Origin of the sequence: Kineococcus rugosus (assembly GCF_050871975.1) — a bacterium.
Taxonomy (GTDB): Bacteria; Actinomycetota; Actinomycetes; order Actinomycetales; family Kineococcaceae; genus Kineococcus.
This window is the reverse complement of the sequence record NZ_JBJLSJ010000014.1, coordinates 1-25,653: the sequence shown is the minus strand read 5'-3', so window position 1 is coordinate 25,653 and position 25,653 is coordinate 1. Positions and strand designations below refer to the sequence as shown.

26 protein-coding genes and 1 riboswitch are annotated in these 25,653 nt (G+C 74.2%); of the genes, 18 read left to right on the top strand and 8 right to left on the bottom strand.

All coding sequences use genetic code 11. The features are described from left to right. Window positions 1–36: 36 nt before the first annotated feature. Together ACRYM6_RS09870 and ACRYM6_RS09865 are read right to left on the bottom strand one after the other, a co-directional pair. Entirely contained in the window at window positions 37–279 is a 243-nt protein-coding gene (locus ACRYM6_RS09870; protein WP_432542706.1) for an acyl-CoA carboxylase subunit epsilon, read from the bottom strand. Continuing rightward, entirely contained in the window at window positions 276–1,886 is a 1,611-nt protein-coding gene (locus tag ACRYM6_RS09865; protein WP_432542705.1) for an acyl-CoA carboxylase subunit beta, read from the bottom strand. Before ACRYM6_RS09865 ends, ACRYM6_RS09870 begins: the two co-directional genes overlap by 4 nt. Window positions 1,887–1,994: 108 nt before the next feature. Between ACRYM6_RS09865 and ACRYM6_RS09860 the strand changes: the two genes are divergently transcribed. Further along, window positions 1,995–3,209, top strand: a complete 1,215-nt coding sequence (locus tag ACRYM6_RS09860) for an NADP-dependent isocitrate dehydrogenase (RefSeq protein ID WP_432509896.1) — start codon at window positions 1,995–1,997, stop codon at window positions 3,207–3,209. Between the two features lie 54 nt (window positions 3,210–3,263). Here ACRYM6_RS09860 and ypfJ read toward each other — a convergent pair whose 3' ends face one another. Beyond that, on the bottom strand, window positions 3,264–4,175 hold the full coding sequence (gene ypfJ / locus ACRYM6_RS09855) for a KPN_02809 family neutral zinc metallopeptidase (RefSeq protein WP_432542704.1): 912 nt from the start codon (window positions 4,173–4,175) through the stop codon (window positions 3,264–3,266). A 152-nt stretch (window positions 4,176–4,327) separates the two neighbouring features. Between ypfJ and corA the strand changes: the two genes are divergently transcribed. Further along, window positions 4,328–5,455, top strand: a complete 1,128-nt coding sequence (gene corA, locus ACRYM6_RS09850; protein WP_432542703.1) for a magnesium/cobalt transporter CorA — start codon at window positions 4,328–4,330, stop codon at window positions 5,453–5,455. Between the two features lie 36 nt (window positions 5,456–5,491). After that, entirely contained in the window at window positions 5,492–5,791 is a 300-nt protein-coding gene (gene yidD / locus ACRYM6_RS09845) for a membrane protein insertion efficiency factor YidD (protein ID WP_432542702.1), read from the top strand. A 13-nt stretch (window positions 5,792–5,804) separates the two neighbouring features. Here yidD and purU read toward each other — a convergent pair whose 3' ends face one another. Beyond that, complete coding sequence (gene purU / locus ACRYM6_RS09840) at window positions 5,805–6,662, bottom strand: formyltetrahydrofolate deformylase (RefSeq protein WP_432542700.1); 858 nt, start codon at window positions 6,660–6,662, stop codon at window positions 5,805–5,807. A 23-nt stretch (window positions 6,663–6,685) separates the two neighbouring features. On the opposite strand from purU, the gene ACRYM6_RS09835 reads away from it, so the two are divergent. From ACRYM6_RS09835 to ACRYM6_RS09815, 5 genes are all read left to right on the top strand, one after another. Beyond that, window positions 6,686–7,819 carry an isochorismate synthase gene (locus ACRYM6_RS09835; protein WP_432542699.1) on the top strand — a complete coding sequence of 378 codons (1,134 nt, stop codon included), beginning with the start codon at window positions 6,686–6,688 and terminating at the stop codon, window positions 7,817–7,819. A gap of 33 nt (window positions 7,820–7,852) precedes the next feature. Beyond that, a riboswitch (ZMP/ZTP riboswitch) is annotated at window positions 7,853–7,955 on the top strand. Between the two features lie 32 nt (window positions 7,956–7,987). Then, complete coding sequence (gene glyA / locus ACRYM6_RS09830) at window positions 7,988–9,283, top strand: serine hydroxymethyltransferase (RefSeq protein ID WP_432542698.1); 1,296 nt, start codon at window positions 7,988–7,990, stop codon at window positions 9,281–9,283. Next, a complete protein-coding gene (locus ACRYM6_RS09825; RefSeq protein ID WP_432542697.1) occupies window positions 9,280–10,167 on the top strand; it encodes a bifunctional methylenetetrahydrofolate dehydrogenase/methenyltetrahydrofolate cyclohydrolase in 888 nt (295 codons plus the stop codon). Before glyA ends, ACRYM6_RS09825 begins: the two co-directional genes overlap by 4 nt. 49 nt (window positions 10,168–10,216) lie before the next feature. Continuing rightward, entirely contained in the window at window positions 10,217–11,041 is an 825-nt protein-coding gene (locus ACRYM6_RS09820; RefSeq protein ID WP_432542695.1) for an exodeoxyribonuclease III, read from the top strand. 62 nt (window positions 11,042–11,103) lie between these two features. Then, window positions 11,104–11,856, top strand: coding sequence for a hypothetical protein (locus ACRYM6_RS09815; protein WP_432542694.1), 753 nt, complete (start codon window positions 11,104–11,106; stop codon window positions 11,854–11,856). Between the two features lie 53 nt (window positions 11,857–11,909). Here ACRYM6_RS09815 and ACRYM6_RS09810 read toward each other — a convergent pair whose 3' ends face one another. Next, complete coding sequence (locus tag ACRYM6_RS09810) at window positions 11,910–13,250, bottom strand: FAD-dependent oxidoreductase (RefSeq protein WP_432542693.1); 1,341 nt, start codon at window positions 13,248–13,250, stop codon at window positions 11,910–11,912. 82 nt (window positions 13,251–13,332) lie between these two features. Between ACRYM6_RS09810 and ACRYM6_RS09805 the strand changes: the two genes are divergently transcribed. The 4 genes from ACRYM6_RS09805 to ACRYM6_RS09790 are packed head-to-tail and all read left to right on the top strand — an operon-like array spanning window position 13,333 to window position 16,812. Then, window positions 13,333–14,271, top strand: coding sequence for an ABC transporter ATP-binding protein (locus ACRYM6_RS09805; RefSeq protein WP_432542692.1), 939 nt, complete (start codon window positions 13,333–13,335; stop codon window positions 14,269–14,271). Further along, window positions 14,268–15,152 (top strand): hypothetical protein, encoded by an 885-nt coding sequence (locus ACRYM6_RS09800; RefSeq protein WP_432542690.1) that lies wholly within the window; start codon window positions 14,268–14,270, stop codon window positions 15,150–15,152. Before ACRYM6_RS09805 ends, ACRYM6_RS09800 begins: the two co-directional genes overlap by 4 nt. Next, window positions 15,149–16,087 (top strand): ABC transporter ATP-binding protein, encoded by a 939-nt coding sequence (locus tag ACRYM6_RS09795; protein ID WP_432542688.1) that lies wholly within the window; start codon window positions 15,149–15,151, stop codon window positions 16,085–16,087. The genes ACRYM6_RS09800 and ACRYM6_RS09795 overlap by 4 nt, the downstream gene beginning before the upstream one ends. Then, window positions 16,084–16,812, top strand: coding sequence for an ABC transporter permease (locus ACRYM6_RS09790; RefSeq protein ID WP_432542686.1), 729 nt, complete (start codon window positions 16,084–16,086; stop codon window positions 16,810–16,812). Before ACRYM6_RS09795 ends, ACRYM6_RS09790 begins: the two co-directional genes overlap by 4 nt. Before the next feature lie 58 nt (window positions 16,813–16,870). Here ACRYM6_RS09790 and galK read toward each other — a convergent pair whose 3' ends face one another. From galK to ACRYM6_RS09775, 3 genes are read right to left on the bottom strand one after another with little or no spacing between them, the layout of a single operon-like run. Beyond that, a complete protein-coding gene (galK, locus tag ACRYM6_RS09785; RefSeq protein WP_432542685.1) occupies window positions 16,871–18,085 on the bottom strand; it encodes a galactokinase in 1,215 nt (404 codons plus the stop codon). Continuing rightward, window positions 18,082–19,185: a galactose-1-phosphate uridylyltransferase gene (gene galT / locus ACRYM6_RS09780; protein ID WP_432542780.1), complete on the bottom strand. Its 1,104-nt coding sequence runs from the start codon at window positions 19,183–19,185 to the stop codon at window positions 18,082–18,084. Before galT ends, galK begins: the two co-directional genes overlap by 4 nt. A gap of 29 nt (window positions 19,186–19,214) precedes the next feature. Further along, window positions 19,215–19,991, bottom strand: a complete 777-nt coding sequence (locus tag ACRYM6_RS09775; protein WP_432542684.1) for a DeoR/GlpR family DNA-binding transcription regulator — start codon at window positions 19,989–19,991, stop codon at window positions 19,215–19,217. Window positions 19,992–20,104: 113 nt separating this feature from the next. Between ACRYM6_RS09775 and trpS the strand changes: the two genes are divergently transcribed. From trpS to ACRYM6_RS09745, 6 genes are all read left to right on the top strand, one after another. After that, the gene (gene trpS / locus ACRYM6_RS09770) at window positions 20,105–21,154 is read left to right on the top strand and encodes a tryptophan--tRNA ligase (protein ID WP_432542683.1); all 1,050 of its coding nucleotides are present in this window, start codon (window positions 20,105–20,107) and stop codon (window positions 21,152–21,154) included. After that, window positions 21,151–21,687, top strand: a complete 537-nt coding sequence (locus tag ACRYM6_RS09765; protein ID WP_432542682.1) for a 2'-5' RNA ligase family protein — start codon at window positions 21,151–21,153, stop codon at window positions 21,685–21,687. The genes trpS and ACRYM6_RS09765 overlap by 4 nt, the downstream gene beginning before the upstream one ends. Continuing rightward, a complete protein-coding gene (locus ACRYM6_RS09760; RefSeq protein ID WP_432542681.1) occupies window positions 21,684–22,796 on the top strand; it encodes a YihY/virulence factor BrkB family protein in 1,113 nt (370 codons plus the stop codon). The genes ACRYM6_RS09765 and ACRYM6_RS09760 overlap by 4 nt, the downstream gene beginning before the upstream one ends. 19 nt (window positions 22,797–22,815) lie before the next feature. Continuing rightward, entirely contained in the window at window positions 22,816–23,058 is a 243-nt protein-coding gene (locus ACRYM6_RS09755) for an SCO4848 family membrane protein (protein WP_432542680.1), read from the top strand. Between the two features lie 13 nt (window positions 23,059–23,071). Further along, window positions 23,072–24,088 carry a LacI family DNA-binding transcriptional regulator gene (locus ACRYM6_RS09750; RefSeq protein ID WP_432542679.1) on the top strand — a complete coding sequence of 339 codons (1,017 nt, stop codon included), beginning with the start codon at window positions 23,072–23,074 and terminating at the stop codon, window positions 24,086–24,088. A 143-nt stretch (window positions 24,089–24,231) separates the two neighbouring features. Then, window positions 24,232–25,542, top strand: coding sequence for an extracellular solute-binding protein (locus tag ACRYM6_RS09745; protein WP_432542678.1), 1,311 nt, complete (start codon window positions 24,232–24,234; stop codon window positions 25,540–25,542). Window positions 25,543–25,653: the final 111 nt, after the last annotated feature.

Here is a 25,653-nt window from a genome sequence, read left to right as displayed (position 1 = left end):
CACGTGGCGAGCTTACGGCGCGGGCGGGTGCGCGGGTCAGCGCGGCAGGGCGCTCGCGCGCCAGGAGCCCCGCCCCGGTGCCGGCGGCAGGCCCAGCACGTGGCGGGGGTCGGCCCACCGCGAGCGCGGGGCCGGGACGACCTCCACGGCCGCGGGCCGGCGCAGCCGGGAGGTCAGGACCACCGTCAGGGCCGCGAGCTCCTCCGGTTCGGGGTTGCCGCGCTCGATGCGCAGCGTCCCCAGCAGTTCGGCGACGTCCACCGGCTCCTCCTCGTTCACAGCGGGATGTTCCCGTGCTTCTTCGCCGGCAGGGTCGCCCGCTTGCTGCTCAGCGCGCGCAGCGCCCGGACGACCTGCACGCGGGTCTCGCTGGGGGCGACGACCGCGTCGACGAAACCGCGCTCGGCCGCCACGTACGGGTTCGCCAGCTGCAGCTCGTAGTCGTCGACGAGCTCGCGGCGCTTGGCGTCGACGTCCCCGCCGGCCTCCGCGGTCTCCTTGAGCACGTTGCGCTGCAGGATGTTCACCGCGCCCTGAGCACCCATGACCGCGATCTGCGCGCTGGGCCAGGCCAGGCACACGTCGGCGCCCATCTCCTTGGACCCCATGACGATGTACGCCCCGCCGTACGCCTTGCGGGTGATGACGGTGATCAGCGGCACGGTCGCCTCGGCGTAGGCGTACAGCAGCTTCGCGCCGCGGCGGATGATGCCGTTCCACTCCTGGTCGGTGCCGGGCAGGAACCCGGGCACGTCGACGAACGTCAGGACGGGGACGTTGAACGCGTCGCACAGCCGCACGAACCGCGCCGCCTTCTCCGAGGCGTCGATGTCCAGGGTCCCGGCCAGCTGCAGCGGCTGGTTCGCGACGATCCCCACCGGCCGGCCCTCGACCCGCGCGAAACCCGTCAGGACGTTGGGCGCGAACAGCTCGTGGACCTGCAGGAACTCCTCGTCGTCCACGACGGCGGCGATCACGGCCGTCATGTCGTACGGCTGGTTCGGGGAGTCCGGGACGATGGTGTCCAGCACCAGGTCGTCCTCGTCGACGACGAGGTCGCGCGGGTGCTCCGGCGGCAGCAGCGGCGCCTCGGACAGGTTGTTCGAGGGCAGGTACGACAGCAGCTCGCGCACGTAGGCGATCGCGTCGTCCTCGGTGTCGGCCAGGTGGTGGGCGACCCCGGAGCGGGTGGCGTGCGTGCGCCCGCCGCCCAGCTCCTCGAACCCGACGTCCTCACCGGTCACGGTCCGGATGACGTCCGGGCCCGTGACGAACATGTGCGACGTCTCGTCGGCCATCACGGTGATGTCGGTCAGCGCGGGGGAGTAGACCGCGCCCCCGGCCGAGGGCCCCAGGATGAGGGAGACCTGCGGCACCACGCCCGAGGCGTGCACGTTGCGGCGGAAGATCCGCGCGTACTGCACCAGCGAGGCGACGCCCTCCTGGATGCGGGCCCCGCCGCCGTCGTTGATGCCGATCACCGGGCAGCCGGTGCGGGCGGCGAAGTCCTGCAGCTCGACGATCTTGGCGCCGTGCTCCTCGCCCAGGGACCCGCCGAACGCGGTGAAGTCCTGCGCGTACACGCACACCGGCCGGCCGTCGACCGTCGCGTAGCCGGTGACCACCCCGTCGCCGTCGACGTGCTTGGCGGCCATCCCGAAGGCCGTCGCGCGGCTGCGCACGAGGCCGCCGCGCTCGACGAAGGAGTCCTCGTCCACCAGCGCCGCGATGCGCTCGCGGGCGGTCTTCTTGCCGCGGGGGTGCTGCTTGGCGGCCGCGCGCTCGTCGGCGGCGCGGACGGCGGCGTCGGTGCGGGCGTGCAGTCCCGCGAGCTGACCGGCCGTGGTCCGCGGATCGAGCTCTGCTGGGGTCTCGAGACTGCTCACGGAGCCGCAGCGTACGTGACAAGACGGACCCCGCGGTGAAGGCTGGGGGTGGCGCGGGCGGTAGCTTGACGTCGAGAGAAAGCCCCGTGAGTCGGAGGAGACAGCACAGTGGCCAAGATCAAGGTCCAGGGTCCGGTCGTCGAGCTCGACGGCGACGAGATGACCAGGATCATCTGGCAGTTCATCAAGGACCGCCTGATCCACCCCTACCTCGATGTCGACCTGGAGTACTACGACCTCGGCGTCGAGCACCGCGACGCCACCGACGACCAGGTGACGATCGACGCCGCGCACGCGATCCAGCGGGCCGGCGTGGGCGTCAAGTGCGCCACCATCACGCCCGACGAGGCCCGGGTCGAGGAGTTCGGCCTGAAGAAGATGTGGCGGTCCCCGAACGGGACGATCCGCAACATCCTCGGCGGCGTCATCTTCCGCGAGCCGATCATCATCTCCAACATCCCGCGCCTGGTGCCGGGCTGGACCAAGCCGATCATCGTCGGCCGCCACGCCTTCGGCGACCAGTACCGCGCCACCGACTTCAAGTTCCCCGGTGAGGGCACCCTGACGGTGACCTTCACGCCCAAGGACGGCGGGGAGCCCATCGAGCACGAGGTCTTCCAGGCCCCCGGCGCCGGCGTCTCGCTGTCGATGTACAACCTCGACAGCTCCATCGTCGACTTCGCCCGCGCGTCGCTGAACTACGGCCTGGCCCGCAAGTACCCGGTCTACCTGTCCACGAAGAACACGATCCTGAAGGCCTACGACGGCCGCTTCAAGGACATCTTCGAGGAGGTCTTCCAGACCGAGTTCAAGGACAAGTTCGCCGAGGCCGGGATCACCTACGAGCACCGCCTCATCGACGACATGGTCGCCGCGTCCCTGAAGTGGGAGGGCGGCTACGTCTGGGCCTGCAAGAACTACGACGGCGACGTGCAGTCCGACACCGTCGCGCAGGGCTTCGGCTCGCTCGGCCTCATGACCTCGGTGCTGTCCACCCCGGACGGCTCCGTCGTGGAGGCCGAGGCCGCGCACGGCACCGTGACCCGCCACTACCGCCAGCACCAGCAGGGCAAGCCGACGTCGACGAACCCGATCGCGTCGATCTACGCCTGGACCCGGGGCCTGGCGCACCGCGGCAAGCTGGACTCCACCCCCGAGCTCATCGGCTTCTCCGAGACCCTCGAGGACGTCGTCATCAAGACCGTCGAGAGCGGCAAGATGACCAAGGACCTCGCCCTGCTCGTGGGCCCGGAGCAGGCGTGGCAGACGACCGAGGAGTTCCTCGGCTCGCTCGACGAGAACCTCGCCGCGCGCCTGGCCTGACGGCCCGGACGCCCCGACGGCCCCGCACCGACCGGTGCGGGGCCGTCGGCCGTCCTACAGGTCCTGCACCGCGAACGTGTCGCACTGCGCCGGGTCGCCCGTGCGCAGGCCCGTGGTGAACCAGCGCTGACGCTGCTCCGACGAGCCGTGCGAGAACGCGCTCTCGTCGACCGGGCCCCCGCCGAGCTCGGACTGGATGAAGTCGTCCCCGATGCGCCCGGCCGCGTCCAGGGCCCGCGCCACGTCGTCCTGCGTCAGCTCCTCGATCAGCGGCGCGCCGGAGTCGTCGGGGACCGTCGTGGCGTGGTTGGCCCAGGCGCCCGCGTAGCAGTCGGCCTGCAGCTCCAGCCGCACGCTGCCGCTGTCGGGCCCGGTCACCCCGGCCTGCACCCGGCCGGCCGTGCCCAGCAGGTGCTGCACGTGGTGGCCGTACTCGTGGGCCACGACGTAGGCGTCGACGAACGTCCCGCCCTGCGCGCCGAACCGCGACGTCAGGTCGTCGAAGAACGACAGGTCCAGGTACACCAGCTCGTCGGCCGGGCAGTAGAACGGGCCGGTCCCCGAGGAGGCTGCGCCGCAACCGGTCTGCGTGCCCCCCGAGAAGTACACCGTCGAGGTGGGGACGTACGCCGAGCCCAGCACCCCGCCCCAGTAGTCCTGGATGGACTCGATGTCGGCGACGACCGCGCACTCGCGGCGCGCGTTCGCGTCGGCCCCGGTGCGGCAGGACGCGGCCAGCTGGGAGTCGTCGACGACCTGGCCGGGACCGAGGCCGTCCAGGACGGACCCGGCCCGCTGCGCCCCGGGGTCCGCGCCGCCACCGCCGAGGACCTGGAGCAGCACGAGCACCAGGACCCCCACGATCCCCAGCCCCCCGCCGCCGAGGGCGACCGCGCGCCCCCCTCCACCGCCGCGGCGGTCCTGCACGCCGCCGGGGTCCAGGCTCGCGTCGTCCCGGTACCTCATGCCGTCCCCACCTGCTGTCCTCGTCCGTCGGTCCGTCGGTCCTGCCCGCCCAGCGTGGGGCCGGACGGGTCGATCCGCTCACCGGGGTCACCGCCGGGGCGGGCGCGCGCGACACTGGGCTGTCGCACCCCGAGAGCCCAGGGAGGTCCACCGTGCCCCGCCGCCGTCTGCCGTTGCCGTCGATGGGACGGCGGGGCATGGTCCCCTCCCGCAACCTCGCCCGCGACGGCGCGATCCCGTCGGCGCCGATGGCCCGCGGCAGCAGCCTCGTCGACTCCGGCGTCTACGAGAACGGGCACCGCGTCGTCTCGCCCACCGACCTCGTGAGCACCGTGCGGGCGCTGCGCGAGGCCGAGGGCCGCGTCGCGTGGATGGGGCTGTACCGCCCGGCGGAGGAGGAGCTGAACGCGCTGGCCGCCGAGTTCGGGCTGCACGAGCTGGCCGTCGAGGACGCCGTCCTGGCCCACCAGCGCCCCAAGCTCGAACGGTACGGCTCGACGCTGTTCGTGGTGCTGCGCGCGGCCCGCTACGACGACGAGGCCGAGGAGGTGGAGTTCGGCGAGCTGCACCTGTTCATCGGCCGCGACTTCCTGCTGACCGTCCGGCACGCGGAGTCGCCCAGCCTGGCGCAGGTGCGCAAGCGGCTGGAGGCCGACCCCGAGCTGCTGGGCCTGGGGACCGAGGCAATCCTCTACGCCATCCTCGACGCGGTGGTCGACGGGTACGGGCCGGTCCTGCGGGGCCTGGAGAACGACATCGACGAGATCGAGACCCAGGTGTTCACCGGGGACCCCGCGGTCTCCCGGCGCATCTACGAGCTGTCCCAGGAGGTCAGCGACTTCCAGCGGGCGGTGACCCCGCTGACCGCGATCCTCAACGGCCTCACCGGCGGTTTCCAGAAGTACCGGGTGGACGAGGAGCTCCAGCGGTACCTGCGCGACGTCGCCGACCACGTCACCGTCGCGATCGAGCGCATCGAGAACTACCGCAGCCAGCTGCGCGACATCCTCACCGTGAACGCGACCCTCGTCGGCCAGCGCCAGAACGAGGAGATGCGCGCGCTGACGGAGGCGAGCTTCGCCCAGAGCGAGGAGGTCAAGAAGATCTCCTCCTGGGCGGCGATCCTGTTCGCGCCCAGCCTGGTCGGGGGCATCTACGGCATGAACTTCACGCACATGCCGGAGCTGGACTGGACCCTGGGGTACCCGCTGGCGCTGCTGCTGATGCTCGGGCTGAGCGTCACGCTGTTCGTCATCTTCAAGCGCCGCGGCTGGTTGTGACGCGCGCCACGGCGGGTCCGCACCTAGCGTGAGGGCATGAGAGCGCAGCACGCACCCCGCCGGGCCGTCGACGCCGCCATCGGCTGGTACCAGCGGTCGGTCTCCCCGCGCAAGGGGTACTCCTGCGCCCACCGCCTCGCCCACGGCGGGGACTCCTGCTCGCAGGCCGTCCGCGAGCAGGTCGCGCGCCGCGGGGTGGTGCGCGCCGTCCCGGCCGGCGCGCTGCGCTTCCTGGCCTGCTACCGCGCCGTCGCGCTGCTGCTGCCCGCGCAGACCAGCGGGGTCTGCTGCATCGGCCCCATCCCGATCCCCTTCCGGTTCGGGGGCCGCCGCTGACCGGGGGACCGGCTCAGCGGAAGACGACGGTGCGGTTCCCGTCGAGCAGCACCCGCTGCTCGGCGTGCCAGCGCACCGCCCGCGCCAGCGTCCGCGCCTCCACGTCCTGGCCCAGCCGCACCAGCTCGGCCGGCGTCGCGCGGTGGTCCACCCGCTCGATCTCCTGCTCGATGATCGGGCCCTCGTCCAGGTCGGCCGTCACGTAGTGCGCCGTCGCCCCGATGATCTTGACGCCCCGCGCGTGCGCCTGGTGGTACGGGCGGGCGCCCTTGAAGCTGGGCAGGAACGAGTGGTGGATGTTGATGGCGCGACCGGACAGGCTGCGGCACAGGTCGTCCGACAGGACCTGCATGTACCGCGCCAGCACCACCAGCTCCGCGCCGTGCTCGGCGACCAGCTCCAGCAGCCGGGCCTCCGCGGCGGCCTTCGACGCCGCGTCGCCCGTCACGACCGGCACGTGGACGAACGGGACGCCGTAGAACTCCGCCAGCGGCCGCAGGTCGGTGTGGTTCGAGACGACCACCCGGACGTCCACCGGCAGGTGACCCGCGCGGTGCCGGAACAGCAGGTCGTTCAGGCAGTGCCCCTGCTTGGAGCACATCACCAGCGTCGGCACCGGCTCGTCGGCCGCCGACAGCTTCCAGTCCAGGTCGAAGCGCTGCGCCACGACCTCCAGGTTCGCCCGCAGCGCCTCCTCGCTCGCCGTGGCGTCGAAGGCGACCCGCATGGTGAACAGCCCCGAGTCCGGGTCCCCGTACTGCTGGCTCTCGGTGATGTTCGCGTCGAGGGCGACGAGGGCGCCGGTCACCGCGTGGACGATGCCGGGACGGTCGGGGCAGGACAGGGTCAGGACCCTCGGGCGCGTGCTCACGGCATCAAGCCTAGGCTGGCGGCGTGTCAGAACCCGAGGCGGTAGGGCTCGCCGTGCGTGGCGGAGCCACCGTCTTCTCCGGAGAGAAGTCCACCCTCGTCCAGACCGGGCCGCGCCCCCTGGTCCCCGGCGGGTCCGGGATCGAGCAGCTGCGCCGCACCACCGCCGCCCTCGACGGCGCGCCCCGCGGCCTGATCGCCGCCGGGGCGGTGCCCTTCGACCTCACCCGGCCCGGCGCCCTGCGCCTGGGGACCGGCGAGATCAGCCCCGGCCCCCTCCCGCTGCCGCTCGTCGGCGCCCGCGGGCAGGTCACCGTCGCCCGCAGCCGGCCCGTGCCCGCCCCCGGCGGGTACGCCGACGCCGTCCGCACCGCGCTGGGGCGCATCCGTTCGGGTGACGTCTCCAAGGTCGTCCTGGCCCGCACCCTGGAGCTGGAGGCCCTCGACGACTGGTCGGTGCCCGACCTCGTCGCCGAGCTCGTCGGCCGCAACCCCGGCGCCACCGCGCTCGCCGTCCCGCTCGATGACCCGGCCGACCCGCAGGCCCGCTGGCTCGTGGGCGCCAGCCCGGAGCTGCTGCTGCGCCGGCGCGGCCCCAGCGTCCTGCTGCGCCCGCTGGCCGGGTCCATCCCGCGCTCGCCCGAGCCGGAGGAGGACATGCGCCGCGCCGACGCGCTGATGACCTCCGACAAGGACCGGCGCGAGCACGCGTTCGTCGTCGACGCCGTGGTCGAGGCCCTCTCGCCGCTGTGCCGCACCATCACCGCCCCCGAGCCCGAGCTCGTCGCCACCCCCGCCGTCTGGCACCTGGCGACCCGGATCACCGCGCTGCTCAACGACACCGGCACGACGTCGGTCGACCTGGTCGCCGCGCTGCACCCGACCCCGGCCGTCGGCGGGTCGCCGCGGGCGGCCGCGCTGAAGGTCATCGACGAGGTCGAGGGCATGGACCGGGGCTGCTACGCCGGGGCCGTCGGCTGGCAGGACGTCCACGGCGACGGGGAGTGGGTGGTCGCCGTCCGCTGCGCGGAGGTGCGCGGGCGCACCCTGCGGATCTTCGCCGGCGCCGGGATCGTCGAGGGGTCCGACCCCGACGCCGAGGTCGCCGAGACCGCGGCCAAGATGCGGACCGTCCTGGACGCCGCGATCGCCCGGTAGCGCGTGGCCCGGGCGAGGCGTCCTGGGCTAACCTGGCCGGGCCGCGACTGGCGTCGAGGTGGGTCACCACCGGGGAGCGGCAACGGGACCCGTGCGGGTCCCGCCGTTCACGGGGTCGTCCGCCTGGGCTCCGCGTCGCCACCACCGCCCGCCGTACGAGGAGCGAACGTGACCGACGTCCAGCCCACCACCACCGGTGTGACCGACCGCCCCCTGTCCGAGGTCGACCCCGAGATCGCCGCCGTCCTCGACGCCGAGCTCGGCCGGCAGCGCGACACCCTCGAGATGATCGCCAGCGAGAACTTCGCGCCGCGGTCCGTGCTCGAGGCGCAGGGCTCGGTCCTGACCAACAAGTACGCCGAGGGGTACCCCGGCAAGCGCTACTACGGCGGCTGCGAGCACGTCGACGTGGCCGAGGAGCTGGCCCGCACCCGCGTCAAGGAGCTGTTCGGCGCCGAGCACGCCAACGTCCAGCCGCACTCCGGCGCCACCGCCAACGCGGCCGCCATGCACGCCCTCATCCGCGGCGGCGACGGCATCCTGGGCCTGGAGCTGGCCCACGGCGGCCACCTCACGCACGGCATGAAGATCAACTTCTCCGGGCGCATGTACGACGTCTCCGCCTACGGCGTGGACCCGCAGACCTTCCGCGTCGACATGGACGTCGTGCGCGCCACCGCGCTCGAGGCCCGCCCGAAGCTGATCATCGCCGGCTGGTCGGCGTACCCGCGCCACCTCGACTTCGCCGCCTTCCGGTCCATCGCCGACGAGGTCGGCGCGTACCTCATGGTCGACATGGCCCACTTCGCCGGTCTCGTCGCCGCCGGGCTGCACCCCAGCCCCGTCCCGCACGCCGACGTCGTGACCTCCACCGTCCACAAGACGCTGGCCGGGCCGCGCTCGGGCCTGATCCTCACCCGGGGCGAGTACGCCAAGAAGATCGACTCCGCGGTGTTCCCGGGCCAGCAGGGCGGCCCGCTCATGCACGTCATCGCCGCCAAGGCCGTGGCCTTCAAGGTCGCCGGCTCGCCCGAGTTCGCCGAGCGCCAGCGCCGCACCCTCGAGGGCGCGCAGATCGTCGCCGAGCGCCTCACCGCCCCCGACGTCGCCGAGGCCGGCGTGTCCGTCCTCACCGGCGGCACCGACGTCCACCTCGTGCTCGTCGACCTGCGCGACAGCAAGCTCGACGGCCAGCAGGCCGAGGACCGCCTCCACGAGGTCGGCATCACCGTCAACCGCAACGCCGTCCCCTTCGACCCGCGCCCGCCGATGGTCACCTCCGGCCTGCGCATCGGCACCCCGGCGCTGGCCACCCGCGGGTTCGGCGCGGCCGAGTTCACCGAGGTCGCCGACGTCATCGCGCAGGCGCTCAAGCCGGACTTCGACGCCGACGCGCTGCGCGCCCGCGTCGCCAAGCTCACGGCCGAGTTCCCGCTGTACCCCTCGAACCAGGGCGTCCTGTGAGCGCGGTCGTCCTCGACGGCAAGGCGGCCGCGGCCGCCGTCAAGGCCGACCTCGCCGAGCGCGTCGCGACGCTGCGCGAGCACGGCGTCGTCCCCGGGCTGGGCACCGTCCTCGTCGGTGACGACCCCGGCTCGGCCAGCTACGTGCGCGGCAAGCACCGCGACTGCGCCGAGGTCGGGATCGCCTCGATCCAGGTCGAGCTGCCCGCGAACGCGACCCAGGGCGAGATCGAGTCCGAGATCGCGCAGCTGAACGCGAACCCCGACTGCACGGGGTTCATCGTCCAGCTGCCGCTGCCGGCCGGGATCGACGCCAACCGGGTCCTGGAGATGGTGGACCCGGACAAGGACGCCGACGGGCTGCACCCGACGAACCTGGGCCGCCTGGTCCTGCGCGTGCGCGAGGAGATCACCTCCCCGCTGCCGTGCACCCCGCGCGGGGTCATCGACCTGCTGCTGCGCCACGACGTGCCCCTGGACGGGGCCGAGGTCGTCGTCGTCGGGCGCGGCGTCACGGTCGGGCGGCCCATCGGGCTGCTGCTGACCCGTCGCCACCCCAACGCCACGGTCACCCTGTGCCACACCGGGACCCGCGACCTGGACCAGCACCTCAAGCGGGCCGACGTCATCGTCGCCGCCGCCGGGGTGCCGGGCCTGGTGACCCGGGAGAACGTGAAGCCGGGTGCCGCGGTGCTCGACGTCGGCGTCTCGCGGGTCGTGGACCCCGCGACGGGGAAGTCGAAGCTCACCGGGGACGTCGCCCTCGACGTCGCCGAGGTCGCCGGGTTCGTGGCCCCCAACCCCGGCGGGGTCGGCCCGATGACCCGCGCGCTGCTGCTGACGAACGTCGTCGAGTCGGCCGAACGGGCCACCGGCCTGCGCTGACCCGGAGCGCTGCCCGGCCCCGTCGCCGGGGTCGGGTAGCGTCCCGCGGGTGCCTGGGAAGAAGAAGGAACTCCTCGTCGCCACGGTCAACGTGAACGGCGTCCGCGCCGCCGTCCGCCGCGGGATGCCGGACTGGCTGGACGCCCGCGACCCCGACGTCCTGCTGCTGCAGGAGGTCCGCGCCCCCGACGCCGAGCTGCGCAAGGCGCTGCCGGGCTACCCGCACGTCGCCCACACCGAGGCCGCCGCGAAGGGCCGCGCCGGCGTCGCGATCGCGGCGCGCTCGGAGTTCACCGCCGTCCGCATCGGCTTCGCCCACGACCCCCACTTCGAGACCTCCGGCCGCTGGGTCGAGGCCGACGTCGACACCGCGATCGGCCCGGTGACGTTCGTCAGCGCCTACGTGCACTCCGGTGAGGTCGGCAGCCCGCAGCAGGACGACAAGTACCGGTTCCTCGACGCCATGGACGTCCGGCTCGCCGAGCTCGGCGAGACCGCCCGCGAGACCGGGCGCGAGGCGCTCGTCGCCGGGGACCTCAACGTCGGGCACACCGAGCGCGACATCAAGAACTGGAAGGGCAACCGCGGCAAGGCCGGGTTCCTGGAGGACGAGCGCGCCCACTTCGACCACTGGTTCGACCAGCTCGGCTGGGTCGACACCCAGCGCCGGGTCGCCGGCGACGTCGACGGCCCGTTCGCGTGGTGGAGCTGGCGCGGCCAGGCGTTCGACAACGACACCGGCTGGCGCATCGACTACCAGCTCGTCACCCCGGGGCTGGCCGGGCGGCTGCGCACCGTCGAGACCGACCGCGCGGCCAGCTACGCCGAGCGGTTCTCCGACCACGCCCCCGTCGTCGCCGTCTACGGGGCCTGAGGCCGCGCGCCGCCGGGGCAGTCGCGCGCCGGGGTGTCGGACCCGCCCCCTAGCGTGACGGCGTGACCGACGAACCACCGGCACCTGCTGGGAACACCCTGCGCACGTCCTTCCACCGGGTGGGGAAGGTCGTCGTGGAACGGGCGGCGCTCTTCGTGTCGATCGCGGCGCTGGCCGTGGGGTTGTGGTCCGGCGCTGCGAGCCACAGCTCGGCGCGGACCGCCCAGGCCGCTCTCGACGCCTCCGAGCGCTCGGCGACCGCGGCGGAACGATCGGCGGAGACCGCCCGGGACGTGGCCACCTCCAACGCCGCCATCCCCGTCCTCGCGGATGTCCGGTGGGAACCCGCGGGGTTGCCGCAGGACGAAGGGGGAGCCGTCGAGGACGACTACCGCCTCCGGGGCGACGGTCGGTTCATCGTGACCCTGCGGAACCAGGGGCGGACCGACACCGACGTGGTGACGTTCCGCTTCACCCACCACGTCAGCTCCCTGCCGTGGCAGTGCAGCGAGGCGCACCGGCGCGACGTCCAGGGCGAGTCCGCCGGCGCGCCCCTCATCCCGGCGGGCGGCTCGCTGGAGCTGTCGGTGGACCCCCGGGACGGTGAGCCGATCTACGACGGGTGCGCCGTCGAGGAGGTGGACGGGGGGAAGGCGTACGACCTGGACGTGGTCTTCGGCAACGGCTGCGTCCTGTCCCTGCCCGCTCCCGGGGTCACCCGCTACCCCGAGCTGGGGCACCGGAGCTCGAACTGGACGTGGGACGAACCCGCCGACTCCCAGCTCCCCGTCACGGCCGACTGCAGCCGGGCCTGAGGCGCCGGAGAGGTCGGCCCACCGGGTCGTCGCGGGCCGGCGGCCCTGCGGGTTCACCCCCGCAGCTCCTCCAGCGCCGGGAAGATCGCCTCCGACCACGTCGGGAACGCCCGGACGTGGTGGTGCAGGAGGTCCACGTCCAGGCCCGCGCGCACGGCCAGCGCCAGCTCGGCGCCCCAGGAGTCGGCGTCGGGGCCGACGCAGGCCGCCCCGACCAGCACCCCGGCCTCGTCGGCGAACAGCTCCACCGACCCGGTCACCCGGCTGCGCCGGGACAGCTCGACCAGGGCCGCGCGCTCGACCTGCGCGACCTCGAACCGCGCCGACCGGGCGCCGGTGGTGGCGCCGACGGAGAACACCGTGGGGTCGGTGTAGACGGCCCGGGGGATGGCGCGGTAGTCCGCGTCCCGGCCCCGGCCGAGGAGTTCACCGACCACCGTCCGGGCCTGGTGGTTGGCGGTGTGCGTGTAGTCGGAGATGCCCGTGACGTCGCCGACGGCGAACAGCCCCGGCACCGGCCCGTCGTCGCCGACGACGCGGCAACGGGCGTCGGTGCGCAGCGCCCCGGCGTCGGTGAGCCAGTCGGCGGCGAAGCCGAACCCGTCGGTCACGGGGGAGCGGCCGGTCGCCAGCAGCAGCCGGTCGAACGGCAGTTCCGCCCCGGACTCCAGCCGCAGCGCCCCGCCGCCCACCCCGCCGCCCACCCCGCCGCGCACCGAGGCCGCGGGGTCGCCGGTGCGCACGTCGACGCCGTCGGCGGCCAGCGCCGCGGCGAGCACCCCGCCCACCCAGGCCGGTTCGGCCGACAGCAGGTGCGGTCCGCGCTGCACCAGCGCCACCTCGCTGCCCAGCCCCCGGTAGGCCTGGGCGAGCTCGACGGCGACGGGGCCGCCGCCGAGGACGACGAGCCGGTCCGGCAGCTCGTCGGCGGCCAGCGCCTGCTCGGAGGTCCACGTCAGCGCGGCGGTCGCGGCGTCGTCGAGCCCGGGCAGCGGCGGCCGGACGGGGGCGCTGCCGGTGCCCACGACGACGGCGGCCGCCTCGACGACCCGGCCGTCCAGCTCGACGCGGCCGGGGCCGATGCGCGTCGCCGCGCCCCGCACGACCTCCACCCCGTCGGCGGCCAGCTCGTCGGCGGCCGCGGTGTCGTCGCGGTGGGAGGCGGCCTCGTCCCGCACCGCGCGCGCCGCGACCCACGACAACCCCGAGCGCGCCGACAGCAGCAGCGACTTCGCGGGCACGCAGGCCAGGTAGGGGCAGTACCCGCCGACGTGGCCGCGCTCGACGAGGACGACGCGGCGACCGGCGCGGGCCAGTTCCTGGGCGACCATCTTCCCGCCGGAGCCGGACCCGACGACGCACACGTCCACCGCGGTGGTTCGGGGAGTGGTCACGACGTGATGGTTCCCGAAGGATTGACCGCCCGCCCGTCGAAGGGGGGATCCAGGGCGCACCTGTGAGTGCTCTGATGGTCGGGTGGATGAACCAGCGGCACTGGAGTGCCTGGACGTGGGGAAGCGGTTCGGCGCGGTGCAGGCCCTCGACGGGCTGACGATGACCCTGGACGCCCCGGCGACGGGGTTGCTCGGGGCGAACGGGGCGGGCAAGTCGACGCTGCTGCGCACGGCCCTGGGGCTGACGAACCCCGACCGCGGGTCGGTGCGGCTGCTCGGCCTGGACAGCGTCCGGGACCGGTCGCAGCTGCGGCGCCGGGTGGGTTTCATGCCCGAGCACCCGTGCCTGCCGGCCGACATGTCCGCGCAGGACGTGTGCGTCTCGCTGGCCCGGCTGCGCGGCCTGGGCCGCCGCGACGCGGTGCGCCGCACCAGCGAGGTGCTGTTCGCGGTGGGCCTGGAGGAGGAGCGCCGCCGCCCGGTGGGCACGTACTCCCTGGGCATGCAGCAGCGCACGAAACTCGCCCAGGCCCTCGTGCACGGGCCGGACCTGGTGCTGCTGGACGAACCCACCTCGGGGCTGGACCCGGCCGGCCGGGAGGAGATGCTGGCCATCGTGCGCCGGTTGTCGACCGAGCTCGGCATCCGCGTCATCGCCAGTTCCCACGTGCTCGACGACATCGAGCGCACCTGCGACGAGGTCGTCGTCCTGCGCAGGGGGACGCTCGCGGCGCAGCGGGGCGTGGTCGTGGGCCACGACCCGTCGGGGCCGGTGGAACTGCGGGTCTCCGGTGACGCGGGCGCGTTCGCGGCGGCGCTGGAACCCCGCCTCTCGCCGCTGGGCGTGCGGCTGGCGCCCACCCCGGGCGGGGACATCGGGCTCAGCGCCAGCCCCGACGCGGCCCTGGACGCGGTGCGGGACCTGGCCACCGAGCGCGGGGTGGGGATCGAGCGCCTCGTCCCGGCCGCGCGCGGCCTGGAGGACGTCGTGGTCGACGCGATGGCGGGGAGCGTCCGGTGACCGGGCCCACCAGCACGCCCGGCGCGGCCCCCCGCGCGGTGCTGCACGACATCCGGTACTCCCGGTTCGCCGGGGCCCTGCGCCCGCGCCGCTCGGCGGTGGCGAGCTTCGTCGCCAGCGGGGTGCGCCGCCCGCTGGGGTTGCGGCGCAGCGCGAGCGCGAAGATCTGGCCGTTCCTGCTGCTGGCCGCCGCGTACCTGCCGGCGCTGGCGGTGGTCGCCGTCCCGCTGCTGGTGCCGGCGGTGGACGTGCAGCCCACGGACCTCATCTCGTACTCGACGCTGCTGGCGACGAACTCCGTCGTCCTGCTCGCGTTCGTGGCGACGTCGATCCCGTCGATGCTGACCCGCGACCGGCGCGACCGGGTGCTGTCGCTGTACTTCGCCACGGCGCTGTCGTGGTTCGAGTACGTGGCCGGGGTGTTCCTGGCGGCGGTCTCGCTGCTGGCGATCATCGTGCTGGGGCCGCTGCTGGTGCTGTTCGTCGGCTCGATCGCGACGGCCGACGCGCCGGCCACCTGGTTCGGCGACCACGTCGGGGACCTGCCGAGGATCCTGGGCGCGGCCGCGGTCGTGGTGCTGTTCCACGCGAGCCTGGGGCTGGCGGTCGGTTCGCTGACCGCCAAGCGGGTGTTCGCCGTCGGCGGGTACCTCGCGGTCGTCCTGGTCGGGCCCGCGCTGACGGGGGCGATCTCGCTGGTGACGGGGGAGGACTGGCCGCTGGCGCTGGACCCGGCCAGCGGGCCGGTGCGGCTGGCGGCCGCGTTCGTCGGGGAGGACCTGGCGGCGCCGGGCGCCCTGGCGTGGGTGGTGTGGGCGGTCGTCGTGGTCGGTGGGCTCGCGGTCCTGTGCGGCCGGTACGGGAAGGGGAACGACGCGTGAGCACCATCGAGTTCACCGGCGTCAGCAAGTGGTTCGCGGACACCGTCGCGCTGTCCGACGTCACCGTCGCCATCGACGCCGGGGTCACGGGTCTGCTGGGGCACAACGGGGCGGGCAAGTCCACCGCCCTGCAGCTGCTGGCCGGGGCGACCAGCCCCAGCCAGGGCACGGTCCGCGTCCTGGGCCGGGACCCGCACGCCGACCCGGCCGTGAACCGCGGGCTGGGGATCGTCGCCGACGGGGAGGCCACCTGGGCGCACGCGAGCGCCCGGACCCAGGTGGAGTTCCTGGCCCGGCAGCGCGGGGTCGCGCGGTACCGGGAAGCGGCGCAGGCCGTGCTGGACCGGGTCGGGCTGACCGACGCGGCCGACCGGCGGGTGGGGGGTTTCTCCAAGGGGATGCGCCAGCGGGTGAAGCTGGCGCAGGCCCTGGTCCACGACCCGCAGGTGCTGCTGCTCGACGAGCCGCTGAACGGCCTGGACCCCGCGCAGCGCCGCGCCGACGTGGACCTGCTGGCCGCGCTGGGGCGGGAGGGCCGCACGGTCGTGGTCAGCTCGCACGTCCTGTCGGAGGTGGAGCGGATGGCCTCGCGGGTGCTGGTGGTCGTCAACGGCCGGCTCGTGGCCGAGGGGGAGCCGGCGGGGATCCGGGAGCTGCTGGTGGACCGGCCGCGCACGGTGCGGCTGGAGGGGGAACGGGTGCTGGAGGTGGCCGGGGCGCTGCTGTCGGAGGGTCTGGTGGAGTCGGTGCGGCGCGAGGGCGCGGGCCGGCCGGGGGTCCTGGTGGAGGCTCCCCGGGCCGTGGCGCTGGCCGAGGCGGTGCCGCGGCTGGCGCGCGAGCGCGGGGCGACGCTGCGGCGCGTCGAGGGTGTCGGGGAGGACCTGGAGAGCGTGTTCGCCCACCTGGTCCGTGCGGCGAGGGGGGCGGGCCGATGAGCACCACGTTGTACGGGTTCTCGCTGCGGGGCATCCTCCTGCGCGGCCGGACGGCGGGTTTCGCGGTCCTGCCGCTGGTGGTGGCGGTGGTGGTGTTCGTCGTCATCGGCATCACCAGCGTCCCGAACCGCTACGGCGTGCAGAACACGTTCACGGGGAACCTGCTCACGGGGCTGGTGGTGCCGATCGTGGCGCTCGTGCTGGCCATCGGCGCGTTCGGCGACGAGCGCGACGCGCGGACGCTGCCGCTGCTGCGGGCGATCGCCCGTCCCCGCTGGCACACCGTCGTGGCCCGGTTCGCCGCGGCGTGGACGGCGACGGTCGTGGTGACGCTGCCGGCGGTCGTGGCGTGCGCGGTGCTGGGGATCTCGGTGAACCAGCCCGCGGGGCGGGTCGTGGGCGGGGTGCTGCTGGCGACGGTCCTGACGTCGGGGGCGTACTGCGCGCTGTTCGTCCTGCTGTCGCTGCTGACGCGGCGCGGGCTGCTGGCGGGGCTGGCGTACGTGGTGCTGTGGGAGACGTTCCTGGCCGGGCTGGCCCCGGCGCTGCGGGGTCTGTCGATCGGGTCGTACGGGCGCCGGGTGGCGTCGCTGGCGATCCCCGGCGACGTCCCGCTGGGGACGGTGTCGTCGCTGGGGGTGACGGGGGCCTCGGTGGTGCTGGTGGGGGTGACCGTCGTCGGGGTGGTGCTGTCGGCGCTGCGGTTGCAGCGCATGGACGCCTGACCCCTCCACCGGGAGCGGGGCGGCCGGGGGACCCGTGCGGGTCCCCCGGCCGCGGGGGTCAGAGGTCGCGGCCGGCGCCCTCGGAGGGCAGGGCCGCGAGGAACCGGGGAGCGGTCAGCCCCTGCCCGGCGTACGCGGCGTCGACGGCCTCGGCGACCGCCTGGACCCGGTCGGCGCGCACCAGCGCGATCGCCGACCCGCCGAAACCCCCGCCGGTCATCCGGGCCCCGAGGGCCCCGTGGGCGCGGGCGACGTCGACGGTGAGGTCCAGTTCGCGGCAGGACACCTCGTAGTCGTCGCGCAGGGAGTCGTGCGAGGCGTTCAGCAGGTCGCCGATCCCGTCGGCCCGGCCCTGCCGCAGGAGGTCGGCGGTGCGGGCGACCCGGTCGATCTCGGTGACGGCGTGCCGCACGCGGCGGCGCAGCACCTCCCCGTCGGGTTCGGCGCCGACGCGGTCCAGCGCGGCGTCGAGGTCGGCGACGTCGACGCGGCGCAGGTTCGGCACGCCGAGCAGTTCCGCGGCCCGCTCGACGTCGGCGCGGCGGCGGCCGTACTCGCCCCCGGCGTGGGAGTGCCCGGCGCGGGTGTCGACGACCAGCAGCGCCAGCCCGGCCCCGGCGAGGTCGAGGGCGACCTGGGAGACGGAGTCGTCGTCGGTGTCGAGCAGGATCGCCCCGCCGGCGTGGCAGCGCAGCGACGCGGCCTGGTCCATGCCGCCGGTGTTCGCGCCGGCGACGACGTTCTCGGCGAGCTGGCAGGCGCTCGCGAGCCCGGCGCGGCCGGTGTCGTCCAGCGGCGCCTCGACCAGTTCGGCCAGGGCGATCGCGACGGCGCACTCCAGGGCCGCCGAGGACGACAGCCCCGAGCCGTAGGGGACGTGGCCGTCGACGAGGGCGTCGAACCCGCCGGTCAGGCTGGGACCCTCGAAGCCCTTCTGCTGCAACGCCCACGGGACGCCCGCGACGTAGGCGGCCCAGCCGCTGGGGGAACCGGCGCCGACCTCGTCGAGCGCGACGACGACCTCGCCGGTCTCCTGCCGCGACCGGACCCGGACGGTGCTGTCGGTCCGGGGCCGCAGCGCGACGAAGGTGCGGTGCGGCAGCGCCAGCGGCAGGCACAGCCCGCCGGTGTAGTCGACGTGCTCACCGATGAGGTTGACCCGGCCCGGCGCCGACCAGACGCCCTCGGGGTCCTCGCCGAAGGCGTCGCGGAACTCCCGGGCCAGCGCCGCGGCGGTTCCGGGCCGGGCCGGTGCGTCGAAGAACTCGGTCACTGCTGCGCCACCTCACGGAGTCGGGCCGCCACCTTCTCGGGCGTCGTGTCGTTGATCCAGGCCGCCATGGCCGACTCGGACCCGGCGAGGAACTTCACCTTGCCGGGGCCGCGCTGCACGCTGAACACCTGCAGGTGCAGCCGGAAGTCGTCGCGGCCCTCGCGCGCGGGGGCCTGGAACCACCCGGCGATGTAGGGCATCGGGTGCTCGTCGGGGTAGTAGCGGTCGAGCCGGCCCAGCACGTCGAGGTAGGCCCCGACGAGGTCGGCGCGCTCGTCGTCGGTCAGCGCCGGCAGGTCCGGCACGTCGCGGTGCGGGGCGAGGTGGACCTCCACGGGCCAGCGGGCGGCGGCCGGGACGTAGGCGGTGAAGTGCTTGGTGGAGAACAGGACGCGCTCGCCGGAGCGCCGCTCGGCGTCCAGGACGTCGCGGAACAGGTTGCGGCCGGTGGCCTCCCGGTGCTCCGCGGCGCGGCGCAGCATGGCCCGCGTCTTCGGCGTGACGTACGGGTACCCGTAGATCTGGCCGTGCGGGTGGGGGAGGGTGACGCCGATCTCGGCGCCGCGGTTCTCGAACACGAACACCTGCTCGACGCCCTCGGTGGCGTTCAGCGCCTCGGTGCGGTCGATCCACGCCTCCAGCACGGTGCGGGCGCGGTGCGGGTGCAGCGTCGCGAACGACCCGTGGGTGTCGGAGGTGAAGCAGACGACCTCGCAGCGGCCGGCCGCGGGGCGGGTGGGCCACAGCTCCTCGCCGTCGAGCGACCCGTGCTCCCCACCGATGCGGTTCGAGAACGACGGGAACCGGTTCTCGAACGCGACGACGTCGTAGCTGGAGTCGGCGATCTCGGTGGGGAACCCGCCGGGGACGGTGGGGGCCAGCGGGTCCTGGTCCGGTGGGGGCATGAGGGTGCGGTCGTTGCGGTGGGAGGCCATCGCGATCCAGTCCCCGGTGAGCGGGTCGAACCGCACCTGCGCGCCGCCGCGCAGGGTCTGGTCGGCGGGGGGCAGCGGCCGGTGGTCCACGGCGTCGCGGACGCGCTCGCCGGACAGCCACGGCTCGGTGTCGTCGAAGTGGATGAGCTCGCGGCCGTCGGCCATCCGGGTCGAGGTCTTGCGGAAGGGGTGGGTCACGTGGGGTCCTCCGTGGGGTCGGCGATGACGAGTTCACCGACGTGCTCGGCCAGGGCGGCGCGGTCGGCGGGGTCGAGGGCGGTGTCGGTGACGAGGACGTCGACCGCGGTCAGGGGGGCGAAGGAGGTGAGGCCGACGACGGCGTGCTTGGTGGCGTCGGCGACGACGACGACGCGGGCCGCGCAGGCCATGAGGGCCCGGTTGGTGTCGGCCTCCAGCAGGTTGGGGGTGCTCAGCCCGGCGGTGACGTCGAGGCCGTGGACGCCGAGGAACAGGACGTCGACGTGCAGGCCGGCCAGCCCGGCGCGGGCCACCGGGCCCACCAGGGCGTCGGAGGGGGTCCGCTCGCCGCCGGAGAGGACGACGGTCCGGTCGGGGTCGTGCAGGACGTCGGCGACGCGGGGGGAGTTCGTCACGACGGTCAGGTCGGGCACGGACCGCAGCTCGGCGGCCAGGGCGGCGGTGGTGGTGCCCGCGGACAGGGCGACGGAGGCGCCGGGCGCGGCGAGGCGGGCGGCGGCGCGGGCGATGGCGCGCTTGGCGTCGGGGCGGCGGGTGGACTTGGCGGCGAAGCCGGGTTCCTCGCTGGTGCGGCCCAGGGCGGCGGCGCCGCCGTGGACGCGGGCGACCAGGCCCTGCCGGGACAGCTCGCCGATGTCGCGGCGGACGGTCATCTCCGAGACGCCGAGGCGCTCGACGAGGTCGGCGACGCGGACGCCGCCGTGGGCGCGGACGGCGTCGAGGATGACCTCCTGCCGCTGGTGGGCCAGCACCCCCCGAGCATGACGCGCCAACCGCCCAGGGTCAAACAGAACCGAACACGACCGCACAGACGGCCCGCCGACCTGGGCGGTCCGGGCCCGGTGGCGGCTGGCAGGATGGAGGCATGTCGGCAGAGTCGATCCCCGAGGCAGCTCCCACGGTCACCACGTCGGGTCGTCCCCGCCTGCTCTCGGGCATGCAGCCCACGTCGGGGTCGCTGCACCTGGGCAACTACCTCGGCGCGCTGAAGCAGTGGGTGGCGCTGCAGGACACCCACGAGGCCCTGTACTGCGTCGTGGACCTGCACGCCCTGACCGTCGGGCCGGACCCGGCCGAGCTGCGCGAGCGCTCCCGCTGGACCGCCGCGCAGTACATCGCCGCCGGCATCGACCCCGACCGGTCCGCGCTGTTCGTCCAGAGCCACGTCCCCGCGCACGCCCAGCTCGCCTGGGTGCTGTCCTGCCTCACCGGCTTCGGCGAGGCCGGCCGCATGACGCAGTTCAAGGACAAGTCCGCCAAGCAGGGCGCCGAGTCCACCACCGTCGGGCTGTTCACCTACCCCGTCCTCATGGCCGCCGACATCCTGCTCTACCAGGCCGCCGAGGTCCCCGTCGGCGAGGACCAGCGCCAGCACCTGGAGCTGACCCGCAACCTCGCCCAGCGCTTCAACTCCCGCTACGGCGCCACCTTCGTCGTCCCCGAGCCGTTCATCCCGAAGGAGACGGCGAAGATCTACGACCTCCAGGACCCCACCGCGAAGATGAGCAAGTCCTCGTCCTCGCCGAACGGCATCGTCGACGTCATGGACGACCCGAAGGTCACCGCCAAGAAGATCCGCTCGGCCGTCACCGACACCGGCCGCGAGGTCCTGTTCGACCCCGTCGAGAAGGCCGGCGTCTCCAACCTGCTGTCCATCCACTCCGCGCTGTCGGGCCGCACGATCACCGAGCTGGAGGCCGACTTCGCCGGCCGCGGCTACGGGGACCTGAAGAAGGAGCTCGCCGAGGTCGTCACCGACGCCCTCGGCCCCGTCCGGACCCGCGCCACCGAGCTGATGGCCGACCCCGGCACCCTCGACGAGCTGCTCGCCCGCGGCGCCGCGCGCGCCAACGAGATCGCCGAGCAGACGCTCGCGACGGTCTACGACCGCGTCGGGCTGGTCGGACGCCGGTGACCTCAGGACCGTCCGCGCAGGTCCGGACCATCGGGGTGTCCATCCCGGTGCCGGACCCGCACGCCGCCGAGCTGACCGCGTGGCGCAGCGAGTTCGGCGACCCGCTGGCGCACGCCATCCCGCCGCACATCACCCTGCTGCCGCCGTTCGAGCTGGACCTGGCCGACCTGCCCGCCGCCCGCGACCACCTCGAGGCCACCGCCGCCACCGGCGAGCCCTTCGACGTGCACCTGCGCGGCACGGCCACCTTCCGGCCCGTCTCGCCCGTCGTCTTCGTCCAGCTCGCCCGGGGCATCTCCGAGTGCGAGCTGCTCCAGGCCGCCATCCGGACCGGCCCCCTGACCGCCGAGATCAACTTCCCGTTCCACCCCCACGTCACCGTCGCCCACGACGTCGACGAGGCCGCCCTGGACCGGGCCGAACTCGTGTTGCGGGACTGGGAGGCGACCTTCACCGTGAAGGGGTTCAGCCTCTACGAGCACGGCGCCGACGGCGTCTGGCGGCCACGGGAGGACTTCACCTTCCAGCAGTGAGGGGCCCGGAGCCGGTGAGCGCGGTCGAGCAGGCCAAGAACGCGGTGACCACGGTGCAGCGGTCGGTGCCGCTGCGCGCCTACGCCAAGTACAGCGCCGCCCGCGGCAACGTCCTGGCCGGCGGCATCGCCTACTTCGCCTTCTTCTCCATCTTCCCGGCGCTCGCGGTCAGCCTGACCCTGGTGGGCTTCGTCATGCAGGGCACCCCCGAGCTGCGGGACTGGGTCGTGCGCAACCTCGTCGACGGGGTCGACGCCTACGCCCCGGGGCTGGTCCACGCCGGGCCGACACCGGCCGGGGGCGCGGACCGGGCCAGCGGCATCTACATCGACGACTACCTCAACGACACCACGCTCACCTGGGCGCTGCTGGTCTCGGTCGCCACCGGCCTGTTCACCGGCATCGGCTGGATCGACGGCATGCGCCAGGGCGTGCGGGCGGTCTTCGGGGAGGACGCCGGCGGGGGCAACTTCGCCCTCGTCAAGCTGCGCGACGTCGGCGGCATGGTCATCATCGGGTTCGGGGTGCTGCTGTCGGTGGCCTCCGTCGTCGCGACCAACGCCGCAGGGGAGTTCCTGCTCGGCGCGATGGGGTTCGAGCCGTCGACGTGGTCGCGCTGGCTGCTGGCGGCGCTCGGCTTCGCGGTGTCCTTCGCCATCGACACCCTGACGTTCCTGGCCGTCTTCCGCTTCCTGCCCGGCGCCGACGTCCCGGTGCGCGACCTGCTGCAGGGCGCCGTGCTGGGCGGCGTCGGCATCGGCGTCCTGAAGCAGTTCGGCACGACCATCGCCAGCCGCAGCGCCGACGGCGGCGGCGCCTTCGTCGGCTCGGCCGTCACCCTCATCGTGCTGCTGGTGCTCATGAACCTCATCGGGCGGCTGATCCTGCTCGCCGCGTCCCTGGCGGCCGTGCGCGCCGAGGACAACGGCTCGCTGAACCCCGACCTCATGGCCGCGGCCCGGCTCCTCGTCCCGCTCGGCCCGGAGGTCCCCGAGGACCTCAGGGCCCCCGCCCGGCGCCGGCGCCGGGTGCCGTTCGTGTCGGGGGTCGTCGTGGGGCTGACCGGCGCCGGGGCGGCCCTGGGGCTGGCGCGGCGCCGCCGGCGCTGAGGGGTGGGAGGATCGGGCCGTGGTCCTGTCCAAACCCGTCAGCTGGTTCCTCGTCCTGTTCGGGGTCTGGAGCTGGTTCATCTGGCCGAACTTCCTGCGCAACATCTGGGGCGACGAGCGGTCCTGGCAGGACGGCCCGCAGCCGTTCTTCCTCGTCCACCTCGTGCTCGTGGTGGTGAGCCTGGTGCTGGGGACCGCGATCGCCGTCATCGGGATCCGCGGGCTGCGAGGATGGGCGCGCCCGCCCCGCGAGAACCCCTGACCCTGGAGGACCCGTGCCGACTCCGGCTGCGCCGACGCTGGAGTCGGTCGCCCTGCGCGCCGGCGTCTCCCGGGCCACCGCCGGCCGCGTCCTGGCCGGGTACGGCCGGGTCAGCGAGGCCGCCCGCGAGGCGGTCCTGCGGGCGGCCTCGGAGCTGTCCTACGTGCCGAACCAGGCGGCCCGCTCGCTGGTGACCCGCCGCAGCGGCTCGGTGGCCCTGGTCGTCGTCGAGCCGGTGGAGCGGTTCTTCGCCGACTCCTACTTCCCGCTGATCGCCAGCGGCGCCCAGGCCGAGCTCGCCGACCGCGAGGTGCAGCTGGTCCTGGTGGTGCTGTCCACCGGGCGCGAGCGCGAGCGGTTCGAGCGCTACGCCCGCAGCGGGCACGTGGACGGGGCGATCCTGGTCTCGGTGCACGGGCCGGACCCGCTGCCGCAGCACCTGCGCGACGCCGGCATCCCGGTGGTGATGTCCGGGCGCCCCTACGAGGAGTCCTCCACGGTGCCGTTCGTGTCGGCGGACAACGTGGGCGGGGCCCGCACCGCCACCCGCCACCTGCTGGAGCGCGGTTGCCGCCGCGTCGTCACCGTCACCGGGCCGATGGACATGCGGGTGGGGCAGGAGCGGCTGGAGGGCTTCCGCACCGAGCTGCGCGCGCAGCGGCAGCGCTTCAGCGCCGCGATGGCCGCCGACGGCGACTTCACGGTGGACGGCGGGCGGCGGGCGACGGAGGAGCTGCTGGCGCGCCGGCCCGACCTGGACGGGGTGTTCGCCGCGAACGACCTCATGGCCGCCGGGGTGCTGCAGGCGCTGGCCGCGGCCGGCCGGTCGGTGCCGGACCAGGTGCGCGTGGTGGGGTTCGACGACGCCCCGCTGGCGGCGGCCGCGACGCCGCCGCTGACGACGGTGCGCCAGCCGGTGGTGGGCATGGGGCGCGAGCTGGCGCGGATGCTGCTGGCGCTGGTGGACGGCCGCCCCGTGAGCGACCACGTCGTGGCCGCCACGGAACTCGTCGAACGCGCCACGTCCTGACCGTTGACACCGGGTAGTCCCCGGGTCCACTCTGTTCGCACCCCTTGAGAGCGCTCTCACGGGACTCGTTCCCCGATGAGAGCGCTCTCACGGACCTGATCACCGTCGATCCGCCGTCCAGGCGAGGCCCGAGGAGTTCCCCCATGCCCACCGTCCGCGCGAAGACCCTCGCCGCTCTGGCGACGACCCTGACCGGTGCCCTGCTCTTCACCTCCTGCAGCACCGCGCAGTCCAGCACCGGCGAGCAGACCGAGTCCGGCGGCGGCGGGAAGAACCTCACCGTCAGCCTGTTCGGCACCTTCGGCCTCGACGAGGCCGGGCTGTTCGACGAGTACGAGAAGCTCAACCCCGGCGTCACCATCCAGTACGAGTCCACCCAGGGTGAGAACAACTACTGGCCCGCGCTGCAGACCAAGCTGGCCTCCGGCAACGGCGCCGCCGACATCCAGGGCATCGAGGTCGGCCGCATCGCCGACGTCGTCGCCAACCAGGACGACAAGTGGGTCGACCTGTCCCAGACCGTCGCGGGGGAGCAGACCCCGAACTACCCCGAGTGGAAGTCGGCCGCGGCCACCACCGAGGACGGCAAGGTCCTGGGCATGGGCACCGACATCGGCCCCATGGGCCTGTGCTACCGCAGCGACCTGCTCCAGCAGGCCGGCCTGCCCACCGACCCCGCCCAGCTCGCCGCCCGGATGACCTCCTGGGACGACTACGTCGCCCTCGGCCGCGAGTTCAAGGCCAAGGCCCCCGCGGGCGCCGCCTGGATGGACTCCGCCGGCGGGTTCTACAACGCGATCGTCTCCACCGAGGAGGAGATCTACTACGACGAGGCCGGCGAACTGGTCTGGGACAGCAACCCCGCCGTCAAGGACGCCTTCGACACCGCCGCCGCCGCCGCGCAGGAGGGCCTGACCGCCAAGCTGGAGCAGTTCGAGGACCCGGCCTGGGACACCGGTTTCGGCAGCGGTTCCTTCGCCACCATCGCCTGCCCCGCCTGGATGGTCGGGTACATCAAGGGCAAGGCCGGCGACGCGGGCGCGGGCAAGTGGAACGTCACCTCCCTGCCCGGCGGGGCCGGCGGGAACTGGGGTGGGGCCTACCTGGGCATCCCGCAGTCCAGCAAGAACCAGGAGGAGGCCGCCAAGCTCGTCAAGTGGCTGACCGACCCCGAGCAGCAGGCCAAGGTCTTCGCGGTCGGCGGGAACTTCCCCTCCAACACCAAGGCGTTCCCGCTGGTCGCCGACGCCACCGACGAGTACTTCCAGGGCGCGCCCATCGGCCAGATCTTCTCCCAGGCCGCCGAGTCCGCCCCCACCCAGGTCCTCGGTGAGGAGGACGCCGTCGTGAAGTCCTCGCTGGTGCAGGCCCTGCTGTCCGTCGAGGTCAACGGCATCACCCCCGCCGCCGCCTGGGACAGCGCCTCCAAGGACCTCGCCAACCAGATCGGCTGACCGCGCACCGGGGTGGGCGCCGCCCGGCGGGCACCCCGGCCCACGCCGCCCCGATACCCCCCGAGCCCCCACGTGACGCCGTTTGTGCCCACATGTCGACCGCACCCCAGG

Excerpts from the sequence above, each read along its gene's own strand:
- ACRYM6_RS09790 (WP_432542686.1), top strand. The coding sequence starts at position 16,084 with ATGAGCACCACGTTGTACGGGTTCTCGCTGCGGGGCATCCTCCTGCGC.
- galT (WP_432542780.1), bottom strand. The coding sequence starts at position 19,185 with ATGGCCGACGGCCGCGAGCTCATCCACTTCGACGACACCGAGCCGTGG.
- ypfJ (WP_432542704.1), bottom strand. The coding sequence starts at position 4,175 with ATGAGGTACCGGGACGACGCGAGCCTGGACCCCGGCGGCGTGCAGGAC.
- ACRYM6_RS09745 (WP_432542678.1), top strand. The coding sequence starts at position 24,232 with ATGCCCACCGTCCGCGCGAAGACCCTCGCCGCTCTGGCGACGACCCTG.
- trpS (WP_432542683.1), top strand. The coding sequence starts at position 20,105 with ATGTCGGCAGAGTCGATCCCCGAGGCAGCTCCCACGGTCACCACGTCG.
- yidD (WP_432542702.1), top strand. The coding sequence starts at position 5,492 with ATGAGAGCGCAGCACGCACCCCGCCGGGCCGTCGACGCCGCCATCGGC.